Genomic DNA, 15,527 nt, shown 5'->3' with positions numbered 1-15,527 from the left:
CGAGCCTATGAAAAAGATCAGGCACTCAGGTCGCTCTGCCAAAAGCGCGCCTGGCAAGGTATTACAGGCGCGTTCCAGGGTCTTGCTGGGGCTCGCGACGCTGTGGGGGTTGCCAGGCTCCAGCGCGGCCTTGGAGCTCGGAGAAGGTTTTGACCTGGCCGCGTTGACAACCCTTGGGATCGACCCGCAGGTGTCCGAATACTTTCGCAGCGCGGCGCGCTTTCGCGAAGGTGTGCATGTGGTCGGGCTGCGGGTCAATGGCACCCCGCTGGGGTTGGTGGACGCGCGGTTCGATTACCAGGGCCAGTTGTGCTTCACCGAGGCGTTACTGGCGAAGGCGGGTCTGGTCACACCCTCCCGTGTGCTACGCGAAGGCATCAGTCCTGACCAGGCCTGCCATGATTTCGTTGGGGAATACCCGGCGACCATGGTACGGCTGCGCCCGAGCAGCGATGAGGTCACCCTGGTAGTGCCGACCCAGTCCCTGCGCGCGCCAGAGTGGGAGGCCGGGAATTTTTCTCAGGGCGGCGCGGCAGCCATCTTCAACTATGACGTGTTGGGTTTCGATACCCGCTCGCGAAGTGGGCCAAGTCGCTTTGTATCGGCCTATACCGAGGCAGGGTTCAATCTGGGTAACTGGATTGTTCGTAGCCGCCAGTTTTTTATCTCTGACAATGGCCAGACTCGAACCGAGCAGGTGGACGCCTACGCCCAGCGCGATATCGCGGCGTTGCAGTCGACTTTCCAGGTCGGGCAGATTTCCAGCAACAACCCGATATTTGGCGGGGTACAACTGGCTGGCTTGCAGCTTTTTCCGGATGGTCAACAACGCGCGGGCGGGGGCAGCAGCGAGGTAGTGGTTGAAGGGCTGGCCCAAAGCCAGTCACGGGTCGAGGTGCGTCAGTCGGGTGCATTGATCCATACCACGCTGGTACCGGAGGGGCCGTTCAGGCTCACCGGATTACCGTTGCTCAACAGCACCAGCGACCTCGATGTGAGCGTGATTGACGTGCGGGGCGCAAAGCGCAGTTTTGTCGTACCCGCTGCGTCCTTTCGAGGTGGGGCTCCTGTTACGCCGGGGTATTACTTTTCCGTCGGCAAGGTGCGTGACACGTCCTTCGACAGCCGGGAAGCGCCCGTTGTTGCCATGGGCAGCGGCACCTGGGGGCTGGGCCAGAACGCGTCACTGGGTTTCGGTTTGCTGAGTACCGACGAGTATCAGTCGGCAGGTGGCTCACTGAGCAGTGTGTTTTTCCATCAAATGACGGTGGGCATGCGCCACAACCTGTCCCGTGATGGCCAAGATGGCGTAGGGGGCGCACGCAGCACACTCTCTGTGGGCAGCCCGTTGTTCGCCAACCTCGACATGAACCTGAGCGCCTCTACGCAAAGCCGAGGCTATCGGGAGGTGCTGGACGCAGGCCAGGCGTCGCGTGGGTACGACTTCGATGCGCGTTTCAAGCGCCAGTACACGGCAGGTTTAAGCTGGGCGGATCCGTTTGTGGGTGGTTTTTCCATCAGTTTCACGCGTAGCTCGCAGTTTGACGGGCAGTCCGCCGATCACCTCTTTGCCTCGTGGAACAATACGTTTAACGGTGTGGGGGTGGCGCTGATCGCCGACGCCCAGGTCGGTGGGGCCAGGCCTCGACGCCGTGACGCGGTTGCGGGTGGCCGACGCGACGACCGGCTGGACGAAGACACCTCCCTCAGGCTGCAGGTCACGGTGCCCCTGGGCGGTGATCGCCGAGTCAGTTCTTACGTCAGTCGTCGAGGCGACCGACTGGATGCGGGTACCGCTCTAAGCGAGCGGGTCAACGACTATGTGAACTACGAGGTCGGTGTTGATCGAGACGTGAACGAGCGGGAGCAGAGCGTGCGCGGCCGGGTGGACGTATTGCCGCTTTATACCCGCGTGAGCCTCGGTGCCAGCCGTGATCCGTCAAGCACCAGCTATTCCGGGCAACTGCAAGGCGGCATCGTCGCTCATGAACACGGCGTGACGTTCTCGCCGTATGCAGTGCAGGACACGTTTGGCATCGTCTCGGTGGGCGATATTGCTAAGGCCAAGGTCTCCACGGCCCAAGGGCCGGTATGGACGGATTTCAGCGGCCAGGCGGTGATCCCCGGGCTGCAGGCCTACAGCAACAACCATCTGCAGGTACAGACCCAGTCGCTGCCCAAGCGCGTCGACTTGAAGAACGGGACCAAGGTGCTCGCCGCTGGTCGTGGCTCAGTCAACATCCTCAACTTTGATGTGGTGAAAGTCCGTCGCCTGTTGCTTGAAGCTCAGGATGAACAAGGTCGGCCCTTGCCTCAAGGGGCTGCTGTGTTTGGCCAGGACAACAACTTTGTAACCAGCGTGGTGGGTGAGGGCATGATTTTCCTCAGCAACATTGATGGGCCGCAAACCCTGAAGGTTTCATTGCCGGATTCGCAATCCTGCCTGCTGCAAGTCAACCCGGAGCAAGAGCCTGACGATGACCAACTCTACGACACCGCACCCGTGGTATGCCATGTTCGCTGAACGGATGTACGGCCCGCGTGCCGCTGGCGTGTGTCTGGTGGTAGTCGCCCTGCTGGTGAACCAGGCGCGGGCTGAAGACTGCCGGATGACCTTGAGCGAGCCCCGGGTCGATTACGGGGTAATTCGTCCCTCGCAAACGTCGTCCGGTCGCTCGACGCTGAGGCTGGATACGCAGCGTACGCTGCACCTAAGCGTGCTCTGCGCCAACCCGGCGGCAATGGCATTGCGCTTCAGTGGTGCGCCTGCCGATGCCCAGGGTTTTCAGTTTGGCCGACAAGGACGCTTCATGTTGAGCCTGAGGCGGGCTCAGGTCGACGGCAGGCCGGTGGCGTGGCAAACCGATGAAACGGCTGACGGGCGGCTGTTACCTGGCCGCACATTGGTTGCGAGCGCAGCCGGTGTGCCAATGATGGGCCGCCGGTTGACGGCCCAGGTAGAGGTTGAGGTTCACTTGCCCGCCGATGCCCTCTCGGTGCGCCGGGAGGTGCTGCTGGAGGGGCATGGCCAATTCGTACTGGTCAGTCCTACTGTTCCGTAGAGCCGATGAAGTTGGCCAGTTCGGCAGTTTGCGGGTTGGCGAACAGCTGCTTTGGGTCACCCACTTCATGCACCTTGCCCTGGTGCATGAACACCAGCTTGTCGCCGACTTCCCGCGCAAAGCGCATCTCGTGGGTCACCATGATCAGGGTCATGCCGTCCTTGGCCAGTTGGCGCACCACACTGAGCACCTCATTGACCAGTTCTGGGTCGAGGGCCGAGGTGATTTCATCGCACAGCAGCACCTTGGGCGACATCGCCAGTGCGCGGGCAATCGCCACACGTTGCTGCTGTCCGCCGGACAGGCGATCGGGGAAGGCGTCGAATTTCTCCCCCAGCCCGACGCGCTCCAGCATTTGCTTGGCCAGCAGCGCAGCCTTGGCCTTGGGCACTTTTTGGACGACTTGCGGCGCGAGCATCACGTTTTCGCCGACGGTCAGGTGCGGGAACAGGTTGAACTGCTGGAACACCATGCCGACTTTCTGCCGCAGGCTGCGCAGGTCAGCGCGGGCGGCGTCGAGGTATTCGCCGTCGACTTCAATCACGCCGTCGTTGATCGATTCCAGGCCGTTGAGGGTGCGCAGTAGTGTGGATTTACCCGAGCCGCTGCGACCGATGATCGCCACCACCTGGCCTTCTTCAACGGTCAGGTCGATGCCCTTGAGTACGTGGTGATCGCCGTAATACTTATGCAGGGCGGAAATTCTAAGCAGAGGCATGCAGTCTCCTTTCCAGGTAGCGCGCACTGAGGGATAGGGGGTAGCAGAGCAAAAAGTAACCAAGCGCTACCAGGCCGTAGACCATGAAGGGCTCGAAGGTGGCATTGGCGAGCATGCCGCCGGTCTTGGTCAGTTCGGTAAAGCCGATGATTGAGGTCACGGCGGTGCCTTTGACCACCTGCACCGAGAAGCCCACGGTGGGCGCCACGGCGATGCGCAGGGCTTGGGGCAGGATCACGTAGCGCAGTTGTTCAAGCGGGTTGAGCGCCAGGCTGGCCGACGCTTCCCATTGCCCGTGGGCGATGGAGTCGACGCAGCCGCGCCAGATTTCAGCCAGGTAGGCGCTGGTAAACAAGGTCAGGGCGATTGCCGCCGCGAGCCAGGGCGAGATATCCACACCCAGCAGAGCAACGCCGAAAAACACCAGGAACAACTGCATCAGCAGCGGCGTGCCCTGGAACAGTTCGATATAGGTGCGCGCAACGTTGCGCGGGAACGCCTTGCGGCTGATGCGCATGGTCATCACCAGCAAGCCGATCACGCCGCCACCCACAAACGCCACCAGCGACAGCAACAGCGTCCATTGCAGGCCCGTGAGCAGGTTGCGCACGATGTCCCAGAAAGAGAAATCACTCATCGGCTGTTCCTCATCACAAACCGGCGGCCGATCCAGTTGAGCAACTGGCGAATCATCAGCGCCATGCACAGGTACACCAAGGTGGTCAGGGCATAGGTTTCAAAAGCGCGGAAATTGCGCGACTGGATAAAGTTGGCGGCGAAGCTCAGCTCTTCAGTGGCGATCTGTGAACACACTGCCGAACCGAGCATCACAATGATGATCTGGCTGCTCAGGGCCGGCCACACCTTGCCCAGCGCCGGCAGCAGCACCACGTGGCGGAACGCTTCGAAGCGTGTCATCGCCAGCGCTGCGGCAGCTTCCAACTGCCCGCGTGGAATCGCCTGGATGCCGGCGCGGATGATCTCGGTGGAATAGGCCCCCAGGTTGATCACCATCGCCAGTACGGCGGCTTGCCATTCGGTGATCTTCAGTCCCAGGGACGGCAGGCCGAAGAAGATGAAGAACAACTGCACCAGGAACGGCGTGTTGCGGATCAACTCGACGTACACACCGAAGAACCACGCAAACGGCTGGATCTTCCAGGCCCGCACCACCGCGCCTACGGTGCCCAACGCTACGCCGAGAATCGCGCCAATGGCTGTCAGTTCAAGGGTGAACAGCGCACCGCGCAACAGCAGGTCGGTATTGGCCAGCACCGGCAAAAAGTCGAATTGATACGCCATGAATCAGCTCCGCTTTTAGAGGTCGGCAGGCAATGGTTCTTTGAGCCACTGCATCGCGTTCTTTTCCAGGCTGCCATCGGCTTTAGCAGCGACCAGGATCTGGTTGACCTTCTCCAGCAGCGCCGGCTCGTTCTTGTTCACGCCCACGTACACCGGCGAGTCCTTGAGCTTCACTTTCAGTGCAGGCACGCGTTTCGGGTTGCGTTCGCTGATCGCCACCATCACCACGTTGCCGCTGGCGATCAGGTCGACCTGGCCGGCCAGGTAGGCGGCGATGGTCGAGTTGTTGTCTTCGAAGCGCTTGATGGTCGCCTCTTTGGGCGCGACGGCAGTCAGCTCGATGTCTTCGATAGCGCCACGGGTCACGCTGATGGTCTTGCCCTTGAGATCGTCCAGGGTACTGACGGCGGCATCAGGCGGACCGAACACAGCCAGGTAGAACGGTGCGTAGGCCTTGGAGAAGTCGATCACCTTTTCGCGCTCGGCGTTTTTACCCAGGCTGGAAATCACCAGGTCGACCTTACCGGTGGTGAGGAACGGGATACGGTTGGTGCTGTTGACCGGGGTCAGTTCCAGCTTGACCTTGAGTTGGTCGGCCAGCAGCTTGGCGGTGTCGATGTCCAGGCCACGCGGCTTCATGTCGGGGCCGACCGAGCCGAACGGCGGGAAGTCCTGAGGCACGGCGACCTTGAGGGTGCCACGGGCAACGATGTCGTCCAGACCATTGGCCTGGGCGGGTGCCTGGCTCAGCATCAGGCTGGCAAACAGGGCAGTAAGCAGGGCGCTGTAGCGCTTGGTCATGGCAACTCTCCGAGAAGGGCGAAGGACTTTTCTGGATTTGCTCAGTGCACAGCCCATGCCATTACCTCTGGAATCGTCTGCGAGGCCGGGATTTGTTGAGCTGCCGTGGTCTTACTGGTCTGAACAGTGACTCGGCGTTTCGCACCCTTTTCGAGCGCCGGTAAAACCTGGCGAGCCCCTTTGGGGCGTGGCTTGCCGCCCGCCCCGAATAGCTTTACAACTAGCCGCTCAGTTGACTGGAACATTGAGTTTTCTATGAATTCCATCGCCCAAGCCGTACCGGAAGCGGCCCTGCAGGCCATCCGCAAACTGATCAAGGAGCAAGGCTTCGGGCCGGGCGATGCCTTGCCGTCCCAGCGCGATCTTGCGCTGCAGTTGGGCGTGAGCCGGGCGTCGTTGCGCGAGGCGTTGTCGTCCCTGAGCGCATTGGGCGTGGTCAATGTGCAGCCGGGCAAGGGCGTGTTTGTACAGGCTGCTGACGAGTCGCCGGGGTTTGCCTGGCCGTTCGCGGCACAGGCCACGCCGCTGGATATCTTTCAGTTGCGCTACGCCCTTGAAGGCTTTGCAGCGGGGTTGGCGGCGGTGACCTTGACCCTCGATGAGCTGGACAGCCTGGAAGACAATGTCGAAGCGATGCGCAAGGTGCTCAAGGCCGGCGACTTCGAAGCGGCTGCCAGGCTGGACTTCGAATTTCACCAACGCATCCTGCTGGCCAGCGGTAACCAGGCGATGGTGAGTATTTTGAGTGCGAGTGCCGAAGTGTTCCTGGAGAGCCAGAAACTACCGTTCATCCGGCCGGAGCGGGCCATGGAAACCTGGCAGGAGCACCGCAGGATAGTGCGTGCCCTGGCCCGGCGCGCCAGTGCGGCGGCGCAGAAAACCATGCAGGAACACGTGCGCAATGCGGCGTTGCGCACGGGTATCGCTTTCGTGACTCCCGTAACCCCCTGAGTGGGGCGATACCCAAACTCATGCGGCACCATAGCAAGACTCAATCAGAGGCGGCTTCCTGAACGGGGGAAGGGCGGCTATGATGGGCCACGTTTTTTTTGCTTACAATCCGGAGACATCCATGAGCAACGATCTTATCAAGCACGTCACCGACGCGACCTTTGAGGCCGAAGTACTCAAGGCTCAAGGCCCGGTGCTGGTTGACTACTGGGCTGAGTGGTGCGGCCCTTGCAAAATGATCGCTCCAGTCCTGGACGACATTGCAACCACTTACGAAGGCAAGCTGACCATTGCCAAGCTGAACATCGACGACAACCAGGAAACCCCGGCCAAGCACGGCGTGCGTGGTATTCCGACCCTGATGCTGTTCAAGAACGGCAACGTCGAAGCCACTAAAGTAGGCGCGCTGTCGAAGTCTCAGCTGCAAGCTTTCCTCGACGCGAACATCTAAGCGTCGTCAAAAAAGCCCCGCAAATCGCGGGGCTTTTTCGTAAAACAGGGCTAGACGCTCCGAAATTCAGGTGGTACATTCGGCCCCGCACTGGTTTCTCCACTGCCCCCTGCAAGCCGTCGCCGACGCATTCCTTTTCGATTAGTACGCGATCCTGTCGCCTTCTCTGCGGCGCGGCCTCATTAAGCCAAAAGCTTAATTTCCCCCCTCCATAAATGATTACGTCATTCCTATATGAATCTGACTGAACTCAAGCAAAAGCCGATTACCGACCTGCTCCAACTGGCCGAAGAAATGGGCATAGAAAATATGGCCCGTTCGCGCAAGCAGGACGTGATTTTCTCCCTGCTCAAGAAGCACGCGAAAAGCGGCGAGGAAATCTCCGGTGATGGCGTGCTGGAGATTCTCCAGGACGGCTTCGGCTTCCTCCGCTCTGCAGACGCCTCCTATCTTGCCGGCCCAGACGATATCTACGTCTCGCCGAGCCAGATCCGTCGCTTCAACTTGCGCACCGGTGACACCATCGTTGGCAAGATCCGCCCTCCTAAGGAAGGCGAGCGTTATTTCGCCCTGCTCAAGGTCGACACGATCAACTTCGATCGTCCAGAGAACGCGAAAAACAAGATTCTCTTCGAGAACCTGACCCCGCTGTTCCCGACCGTGCGCATGAAGATGGAAGCCGGTAACGGTTCCACCGAAGACTTGACCGGTCGTGTGATCGACCTGTGCGCCCCGATCGGCAAAGGCCAGCGTGGCCTGATCGTCGCACCGCCGAAAGCCGGTAAGACCATCATGCTGCAGAACATTGCAGCGAACATCGCACGTAACAATCCTGAAGTTCACCTGATCGTATTGCTGATCGATGAGCGTCCGGAAGAAGTAACCGAAATGCAGCGCACCGTGCGCGGCGAAGTGGTTGCCTCCACGTTCGATGAGCCGCCAACCCGCCACGTGCAGGTTGCCGAAATGGTGATCGAGAAGGCCAAGCGCCTGGTCGAACACAAGAAAGACGTGGTGATCCTGCTCGACTCCATCACCCGTCTGGCCCGTGCCTACAACACCGTGATCCCGAGCTCCGGCAAGGTATTGACCGGTGGTGTCGATGCCCACGCCCTGGAGAAACCGAAGCGTTTCTTCGGCGCCGCGCGGAACATCGAAGAAGGCGGCTCGCTGACCATTATCGCCACCGCGCTGGTTGAAACCGGCTCGAAGATGGACGAAGTGATCTACGAAGAGTTCAAGGGTACCGGCAACATGGAACTGCCCCTGGACCGTCGCATCGCGGAAAAACGCGTGTTCCCGGCGATCAACATCAACCGTTCCGGCACCCGCCGCGAAGAGTTGCTGACCGCCGACGACGAACTGCAGCGCATGTGGATCCTGCGCAAGCTGCTGCACCCGATGGACGAAGTCGCCGCCATCGAGTTCCTGATCGACAAGCTGAAAGCTACCAAGACCAACGACGAGTTCTTCTTGTCGATGAAGCGTAAGTAATACGACGTTTCAGGTCCGAAAGAATGGCGCCCTCAGGGGCGCCATTTTTTTTCGTCGGTTTTTTAAGCATTCTCTGTACCCAAATGCACCGCGATAAGCTGCCAGCCGCCGTCATAGCAGGTAGGATGTACGCCTATTTTACGGGTGGCATGGTTAATGAAATTCAAGGATCTTCGGGATTTCGTGCAGCAACTTGAGCAGCGCGGAGAGTTGAAACGTATCCAGATGCCGATTTCCCCGGTGCTGGAAATGACTGAGATTTGCGACCGTACCCTACGCAACAAGGGTCCGGCGCTGCTGTTCGAGAACCCGACCGGCTTTGATATCCCGGTGCTCGGCAACCTGTTCGGCACGCCTGAACGCGTGGCGTTTGGCATGGGTGCCGAGGCGGTCAGCGAACTGCGCGAGATCGGCAAGCTGCTGGCCTTCCTCAAGGAGCCCGAGCCGCCCAAGGGGCTGAAGGATGCCTGGTCGAAGCTGCCAATCTTCCGCAAGATCATTGCCATGGCTCCCAAGGTGGTCAAGGACGCGGTGTGCCAGGAAGTCGTCATCGAAGGCGATGACGTCGACCTCGGCATGCTGCCCGTGCAGACCTGTTGGCCAGGCGACGTTGGCCCGCTGATCACCTGGGGCCTGACCGTCACCAAAGGCCCGAACAAAGACCGCCAGAACCTCGGTATCTACCGTCAGCAAGTGATCGGCCGCAACAAGGTGATCATGCGTTGGTTGAGCCACCGTGGCGGCGCCCTGGACTTCCGCGAGTGGTGTGAAAAGCACCCCGGCAAGCCGTTCCCGGTTTCCGTGGCCCTGGGTGCCGACCCGGCCACCATCCTCGGCGCCGTGACCCCGGTGCCGGACAGCCTCTCCGAATATGCGTTCGCCGGCCTGCTGCGCGGCAACCGCACCGAACTGGTGAAGTGCCGTGGCAACGACCTGCAAGTGCCGGCCACTGCCGAAATCATCCTCGAAGGCGTGATTCATCCGGGCGAGATGGCCGATGAAGGGCCGTACGGCGACCACACTGGCTATTACAACGAAGTCGACAGCTTCCCGGTGTTCACCGTCGAGCGCATCACTCATCGGATCAAGCCGATCTACCACAGCACCTACACCGGCCGTCCGCCAGATGAGCCGGCTATTTTGGGTGTGGCGCTGAACGAAGTGTTCGTGCCGATCCTCCAAAAGCAATTCCCGGAGATCACCGACTTCTACCTGCCGCCGGAAGGCTGCTCGTACCGCATGGCCATCGTGACCATGAAGAAGTCGTACCCAGGCCATGCCAAGCGGGTAATGCTCGGTGTGTGGTCGTTTTTGCGACAGTTCATGTACACCAAGTTCGTTATTGTCACCGACGACGACATCAATGCCCGCGATTGGAACGACGTGATCTGGGCCATCACCACGCGCATGGACCCCAAGCGCGATACGGTGATGATCGACAACACGCCGATCGACTACCTCGATTTCGCCTCGCCAGTGTCGGGCCTGGGTTCGAAGATGGGCCTGGACGCCACCCACAAATGGCCGGGTGAAACCACCCGCGAATGGGGCCGGGTAATCGTCAAGGATGAAGCCGTCACCGCCCGTGTCGATGCGATCTGGAAAGAATTGGGAATAGATTGATGCGTGTAACCCTGCAACCTTCCGGCGCCGTGCTGGAGCTAGTCCCTGGTGAGCGAATCCTCGAAGGCGCTCGCCGCCTGGGCTACGACTGCCCTCAGGCCTGCCGCAACGGCGTATGCCACGTGTGTGCCGCGCTGCTGGTGGAAGGTCGGGTGCAGCAAGCCGGTGAGGTGCGCGACCACGGGGAGTTCTACACCTGCATCGCCGAGCCGTTGGAAGATTGCATTGTGCTGTGGGATGGCGTGCTGGCGCCGGGAGAGTTGCCATTGCGCAAGTTGTCGTGCCAATTGAGTGAATGCGTAGAAGTCGGTGGCGATGTATGGCGCGTGCGCCTGCGCGCGCCGGCTGGCAAGGCGGTGCGTTACCACGCCGGGCAATACTTGATGATCGAGCGCGACAATGGCGAGAAATCGGCATTCTCCCTGGCGTCGGCACCCCATGCTGGACGCGAGCTGGAGCTGCATGTGCTGGTCCGCGAGGACAGTGCGCGCACCCTGTTGGAGCAACTGCAGCGCAACCAGATGGCTCGGATCGAAATGCCCTTTGGTGACACCCACTTGGCCGAGCTGCCGGATGGGCCGCTGGTATTGATCGCCGCCGGTACCGGCATGGCGCAGATGCACAGCCTGATCGAACATTGCCGCGCCTCTGGCTTCAAGCACCCGGTGCACCTGTACTGGGGCGTACGTCGCCCGGAAGATTTCTACGACATTGAGCATTGGGACCAGTGGCTGCAACTGCCCAACCTGTTCCTGCACAAAGTCGTCAGCGACTTGTGTGGTTGGGAAGGGCGCTGTGGGTTGTTGCATGAAGCGGTGTGCGAAGACATCACCGACCTCAAGTCGGTGCATGTCTACGCCAGCGGTTCACCGGCCATGATCTACGGCACCCTGGACGCGCTGGTGGATGCCGGTATGGATGCGCACCAGATGCGTGCCGATGTGTTCGCCTACGCCCCCCGGCCCTGATCTGACCGGAATCTAATGTGGGAGCTGGCTTGCCTGCGATAGCGGTGTATCAGTTGCAAATAGGTGGCTGACACACCGCTATCGCAGGCAAGCCAGCTCCCACAGTATTTTGCGTTGCGGTCAGAATCGTAATCCAGTCGTCACCATCGCCGCATTAAACCCCAGCAACACCACCTCCGCCGCCACGGGCCCATAATGCGTGCCCACCGACGGAATGATCACCGGCGCCACGCCGTAACGATTCAATGGGATCTTGTCACGGTACTTGCCGCGATAACCCTGGATCGCTCCGCCGGTCAGCTTCAAATACACCGGATAGTTCGCCATGTCGTAGCGCTTGCCCGCGTACGCGTAATACGAGCGCTGCCTGAACGAATTGCGAAATGTCGCCCCGCCATACACAAAACCTGACGCTTCGTTGCGCTCCAGGCCGATCAGGTCCTGGTTGTTGTTGTGCTCCGGGGCGGGCGCGAAATGCCGGGTGTAGACGCTGGTCTGCGCGTACCAGAAGCCTTTGTCGTCCTCGCTCGCGAGTGTTTCGCCAGCCAGTGCGGTGGTGGCCTGGGCCAGGAACAAAAGGCCAGGCAGTCGGAATCTTTTCATGGGTGCGACCTCGATAGTCGATTTGGTGGGCGGCTAAGTGGGTCGTGATGTGTGCGCTATTTTGATGGGTTGGCGGGTGCCCAGGCTGAACCGGGGCTGAAAGCGACGGGATTGGCACGGGTAATGCTGACGAATGGCAGTGGCGCTTATATCCGTACTTATTCGCTTACGGTATTTAGTGTCTCAGGCAAATGTCCTTAAGCTATATCTGAGACGGGCGGCTTATTGCTGCGGGTTTTATTACGGTAGAGTTGCTTACAACTGGTAATACATAGGAGGCGTACCGCTTTTCGCCATGACCGCCATTGAAACTGATCTTTTGCAATTGGCTTACCCTCCGCGTCTCGATCTTGGGCCGCAACTCACTCACGAACAATTGATGAGCTCGATGCAGGCCACCATGGCCCGGCATAAGGGTGGGCCGGTCTGGCTATTTGCGTATGGTTCGCTGATCTGGCGCCCTGAATGCTCGTCGACCGAGCGCATGCGGGCACGGGTCCATGGTTATCACCGGGGTCTTTACTTGTGGTCCCACGAGCACCGGGGTACGCCGGAATTACCAGGTTTGGTCTTTGGTCTGGATCGCGGCGGCTCTTGCAGCGGGTTTGCCTACCGCTTGCCGGAAGATCAGCTGGAGGCCTCGCTTTACGCCTTGTGGCAGCGCGAGATGCCTTACCCCTCTTACCGGCCGCACTGGCTCAGCTGTCGCCTGGAAGATGGCAGCACGGTGCAGGCATTGGGGTTTGTGTTGGAGCGGCACTTGCCCAGCTACGCCGGCAACTTGCCAGATATCGTGCTGAACCACGTGCTGCAAAGCGCTTGCGGGCGTTACGGCACAACTCGCGATTATGTCGAGCAGACCGTCAACGCCCTGCGTAGCCACGCCATGCCAGATAAAAACCTGGAGGCGCGGCTCAAGCGTTGTGCAAAGGATTGCTCAGGCGGCGGTTAACGCGCCGAGCTGACGCTGTTGGTGTGCCACAACGTTGGGATCAGGAAGGCGATCGCCAACACGCACGCGCCGATCAGCAGCACAAAACCACCGTCCCAGCCGAAGTGGTCCACGGTGTAGCCCATGGCCGCACTCGCTGCTACCGACCCCCCCAGGTAACCGAACAAACCAGTGAAGCCCGCCGCGGTGCCGGCGGCTTTCTTCGGTGCCAACTCCAGCGCCTGCAGGCCGATCAGCATTACCGGGCCGTAGATCAGGAAGCCGATGGAGACCAGCGCGATCATGTCGACCATCGGGTTGCCCGGCGGGTTGAGCCAGTACACCAGGGTCGCCACGGTCACCAGTGCCATGAACACGATACCGGTCAGGCCACGGTTGCCACGGAAGATCTTGTCCGACATCCAGCCGCACAGCAGCGTGCCCGGGATACCTGCCCACTCATAGAAGAAGTACGCCCAGGACGATTTGTCGACCGTGAAGTGCTTGGCTTCTTTCAAGTAGGTCGGCGCCCAGTCCAGTACGCCGTAGCGCAGCAGGTAGACGAACACGTTGGCGAAGGCGATGTACCACAGCATTTTGTTGCGCAGCACGTACTTGACGAAGATTTCCTTGGCGCTGAATTCTTCTTCGTGGCTCGCGTCGTAGCCTTCCGGGTAGTCGTTCTTGTACTTCTCGATCGGCGGCAGGCCGACCGATTGCGGGGTGTCGCGCATGGTGATGAAGGCAAACGCCGCCACTGCCAATGCCACCGTCGCCGGTACATAGAACGCTGCGTGCCAGTCGTTGAACCAGGCCATGCCCAGCAGGAACAGCGGGCCGATCAGGCCGCCGCCGACGTTGTGCGCCACGTTCCATACCGACACCACGCCGCCGCGTTCTTTCTGCGACCACCAGTGCACCATGGTCCGTCCACTGGGCGGCCAGCCCATGCCTTGAGCCCAGCCGTTGATGAACAGCAAAATGAACATCATGGTCACGCTGGACGTCGCCCAAGGTGCGAAACCGAAAATGAACATGACCCCAGCTGAAACCAGCAAGCCGAAGGGCAGGAAATAGCGCGGGTTGGAACGGTCGGACACCAGGCCCATGAGGAACTTGGACAGGCCGTAGGCGATCGCGATGGCCGACATCGCCAGGCCCAGTTCACCACGGGTGTAACCCTCGTCGATCAAGTAGGGCATGGCCAGGGAGAAGTTTTTGCGCAGCAGGTAGTACCCGGCATAGCCGATGAAGATACCGGCGAAGATCTGCCAGCGCAGGCGTCGGTAGGTACTGTCTATTTTTTCTTCAGGCAGGGGCGCCTGATGTGCGGCAGGACGAAAGAAAGCAAACATTCAAGAGCTCCAGATTTCTTGTTTTGACTGCGGATGCGAATGTTACAGTTTCGTTACCGAAAATAGCATCGCCTCTTATCTGCAAACACAGGAAATCAGAGCAATTGCATGTTCTCTTATGAACATGTCGCGAATAGATAAGTGCTGGTCGGGATTGGGTCTAGAGACCACTGATTAACTAACGTGGGAGCAGGCAAGCCAGCTCCCACATTGACCGCATTCAAGTCCATTAGCGGATTTGGACGACGACCTTGCCCACCGCCTTGCGCTGCCCCAAATCATTGATCGCCTGGGCGGCCTGTTCCAGCGGGTATACCTGCGACACCAGCGGCTTCAACTTACCCTCGGCATACCACGTGAACAACTGCTGGAAATTCGCCGCATTCTCCTGCGGCTGACGCTGCGCAAATGAACCCCAGAACACCCCGACCACTGCCGCGCCCTTGAGCAGCGCCAGGTTCACCGGCAGCTCCGGAATACGCCCGCTGGCAAACCCCACCACCAGCAAACGCCCGTTCCAAGCGATGGCGCGGATGGCCTGGTCAAACAGGTCGCCACCCACCGGGTCGTAGATCACATCGGCACCGTTGCCGTCGGTGAGGCGCTTGATCTCGTCTTTCAGGCTGGCTTCGCTGTAGTTGATCAGCTCATCGGCGCCGGCGGCTTTGGCCACCGCAAGTTTATCGGCGCTGCTGGCGGCAGCGATCACCCGCGCGCCCATGGCCTTGCCGATTTCAACGGCGGCCAGGCCCACGCCACCCGAAGCGCCGAGCACCAGCAGCGTTTCGCCAGGTTGCAGGTTGGCCCGTTGTTTCAACGCGTGCATCGAGGTGCCGTAGGTCATGCTGAAAGCGGCAGCGGTGTTGAAGTCCATGCTCGGCGGGATCGGCAGCACGTTATAGGCCGGCACCGCGACCTGTTCGGCAAAGCTGCCCCAGCCGGTCAGCGCCATGACCCGGTCACCGACTTTCAGGTGACTGACCTTTTCGCCCACTTCACTGACCACGCCCGCCGCCTCGCCGCCCGGCGAAAACGGGAAGGGCGGCTTGAACTGGTACTTGCCCTCAATGATCAAGGTATCCGGGAAGTTGACCCCGGCGGCATGCACGTCCAGCAGGATTTCGTTCTTCTTGATCGCCGGGCTGGCGATTTCTTCCAGCACCAGGGTTTCGGCAGGGCCGAAGGCTTTGCACAGCACAGCTTTCATCGGACTATTCCTTTTGGCGTCGTGGCCGATAAGTGTAGGAGGGTACGCCCGTGGGTCAACG

15 protein-coding genes are annotated in these 15,527 nt (G+C 60.3%); 8 read left to right on the top strand and 7 right to left on the bottom strand.

Translation table 11 applies throughout. From position 1 onward, the window contains the following. The first annotated feature begins 7 nt into the window (after nucleotides 1-7). The gene (locus JBO08_RS13000) at nucleotides 8-2,524 is read left to right on the top strand and encodes a fimbria/pilus outer membrane usher protein (RefSeq protein ID WP_258407106.1); all 2,517 of its coding nucleotides are present in this window, start codon (nucleotides 8-10) and stop codon (nucleotides 2,522-2,524) included. Nucleotides 2,525-2,528: 4 nt separating this feature from the next. Beyond that, nucleotides 2,529-3,062, top strand: a complete 534-nt coding sequence (locus JBO08_RS12995; protein ID WP_065874458.1) for a hypothetical protein — start codon at nucleotides 2,529-2,531, stop codon at nucleotides 3,060-3,062. Here the strand turns inward: JBO08_RS12995 and JBO08_RS12990 are convergent. From JBO08_RS12990 to JBO08_RS12975, 4 genes are read right to left on the bottom strand one after another with little or no spacing between them, the layout of a single operon-like run. Continuing rightward, nucleotides 3,049-3,780, bottom strand: a complete 732-nt coding sequence (locus tag JBO08_RS12990) for an amino acid ABC transporter ATP-binding protein (RefSeq protein WP_065874453.1) — start codon at nucleotides 3,778-3,780, stop codon at nucleotides 3,049-3,051. The genes JBO08_RS12995 and JBO08_RS12990 overlap by 14 nt on opposite strands. Continuing rightward, entirely contained in the window at nucleotides 3,767-4,417 is a 651-nt protein-coding gene (locus JBO08_RS12985) for an amino acid ABC transporter permease (protein WP_065880234.1), read from the bottom strand. Before JBO08_RS12985 ends, JBO08_RS12990 begins: the two co-directional genes overlap by 14 nt. Then, on the bottom strand, nucleotides 4,414-5,082 hold the full coding sequence (locus tag JBO08_RS12980) for an amino acid ABC transporter permease (RefSeq protein ID WP_065874451.1): 669 nt from the start codon (nucleotides 5,080-5,082) through the stop codon (nucleotides 4,414-4,416). The genes JBO08_RS12985 and JBO08_RS12980 overlap by 4 nt, the downstream gene beginning before the upstream one ends. A 15-nt stretch (nucleotides 5,083-5,097) precedes the next feature. Beyond that, nucleotides 5,098-5,883, bottom strand: coding sequence for a transporter substrate-binding domain-containing protein (locus JBO08_RS12975; protein WP_065874450.1), 786 nt, complete (start codon nucleotides 5,881-5,883; stop codon nucleotides 5,098-5,100). 255 nt (nucleotides 5,884-6,138) lie between these two features. Here JBO08_RS12975 and JBO08_RS12970 point away from each other — a divergent pair, with 255 nt between their 5' ends. From JBO08_RS12970 to JBO08_RS12950, 5 genes are all read left to right on the top strand, one after another. Then, entirely contained in the window at nucleotides 6,139-6,834 is a 696-nt protein-coding gene (locus tag JBO08_RS12970) for a FadR/GntR family transcriptional regulator (RefSeq protein WP_065880232.1), read from the top strand. A 121-nt stretch (nucleotides 6,835-6,955) separates the two neighbouring features. Next, on the top strand, nucleotides 6,956-7,285 hold the full coding sequence (gene trxA / locus JBO08_RS12965; protein ID WP_003213989.1) for a thioredoxin TrxA: 330 nt from the start codon (nucleotides 6,956-6,958) through the stop codon (nucleotides 7,283-7,285). 234 nt (nucleotides 7,286-7,519) lie between these two features. Then, a complete protein-coding gene (rho, locus tag JBO08_RS12960; protein WP_048729328.1) occupies nucleotides 7,520-8,779 on the top strand; it encodes a transcription termination factor Rho in 1,260 nt (419 codons plus the stop codon). A 156-nt stretch (nucleotides 8,780-8,935) separates the two neighbouring features. After that, entirely contained in the window at nucleotides 8,936-10,402 is a 1,467-nt protein-coding gene (gene ubiD, locus JBO08_RS12955) for a 4-hydroxy-3-polyprenylbenzoate decarboxylase (protein WP_049711003.1), read from the top strand. Then, nucleotides 10,402-11,370 (top strand): CDP-6-deoxy-delta-3,4-glucoseen reductase, encoded by a 969-nt coding sequence (locus JBO08_RS12950; protein WP_065874447.1) that lies wholly within the window; start codon nucleotides 10,402-10,404, stop codon nucleotides 11,368-11,370. Before ubiD ends, JBO08_RS12950 begins: the two co-directional genes overlap by 1 nt. Nucleotides 11,371-11,490: 120 nt before the next feature. Here JBO08_RS12950 and JBO08_RS12945 read toward each other — a convergent pair whose 3' ends face one another. Next, a complete protein-coding gene (locus tag JBO08_RS12945) occupies nucleotides 11,491-11,973 on the bottom strand; it encodes a sn-glycerol-3-phosphate transporter (protein WP_065910062.1) in 483 nt (160 codons plus the stop codon). Nucleotides 11,974-12,268: 295 nt separating this feature from the next. On the opposite strand from JBO08_RS12945, the gene JBO08_RS12940 reads away from it, so the two are divergent. Then, nucleotides 12,269-12,925 (top strand): gamma-glutamylcyclotransferase, encoded by a 657-nt coding sequence (locus tag JBO08_RS12940; RefSeq protein ID WP_065874445.1) that lies wholly within the window; start codon nucleotides 12,269-12,271, stop codon nucleotides 12,923-12,925. Here the strand turns inward: JBO08_RS12940 and glpT are convergent. Both glpT and JBO08_RS12930 read right to left on the bottom strand, forming a co-directional pair. Continuing rightward, nucleotides 12,922-14,259 carry a glycerol-3-phosphate transporter gene (gene glpT, locus JBO08_RS12935; protein WP_065874444.1) on the bottom strand — a complete coding sequence of 446 codons (1,338 nt, stop codon included), beginning with the start codon at nucleotides 14,257-14,259 and terminating at the stop codon, nucleotides 12,922-12,924. The two genes, JBO08_RS12940 and glpT, sit on opposite strands and share 4 nt — an antisense overlap. 229 nt (nucleotides 14,260-14,488) lie before the next feature. After that, on the bottom strand, nucleotides 14,489-15,466 hold the full coding sequence (locus JBO08_RS12930; protein ID WP_065874443.1) for an NADPH:quinone oxidoreductase family protein: 978 nt from the start codon (nucleotides 15,464-15,466) through the stop codon (nucleotides 14,489-14,491). Between the last annotated feature and the right edge of the window lie 61 nt (nucleotides 15,467-15,527).

The sequence above is a fragment of the Pseudomonas sp. LAP_36 genome (genome assembly GCF_019456785.1).
GTDB lineage: Bacteria > Pseudomonadota > Gammaproteobacteria > Pseudomonadales > Pseudomonadaceae > Aquipseudomonas > Aquipseudomonas tritici.
The sequence above is the reverse complement of the archived record's forward strand: the minus strand, read 5'-3'. Positions and strand labels throughout refer to the sequence as shown.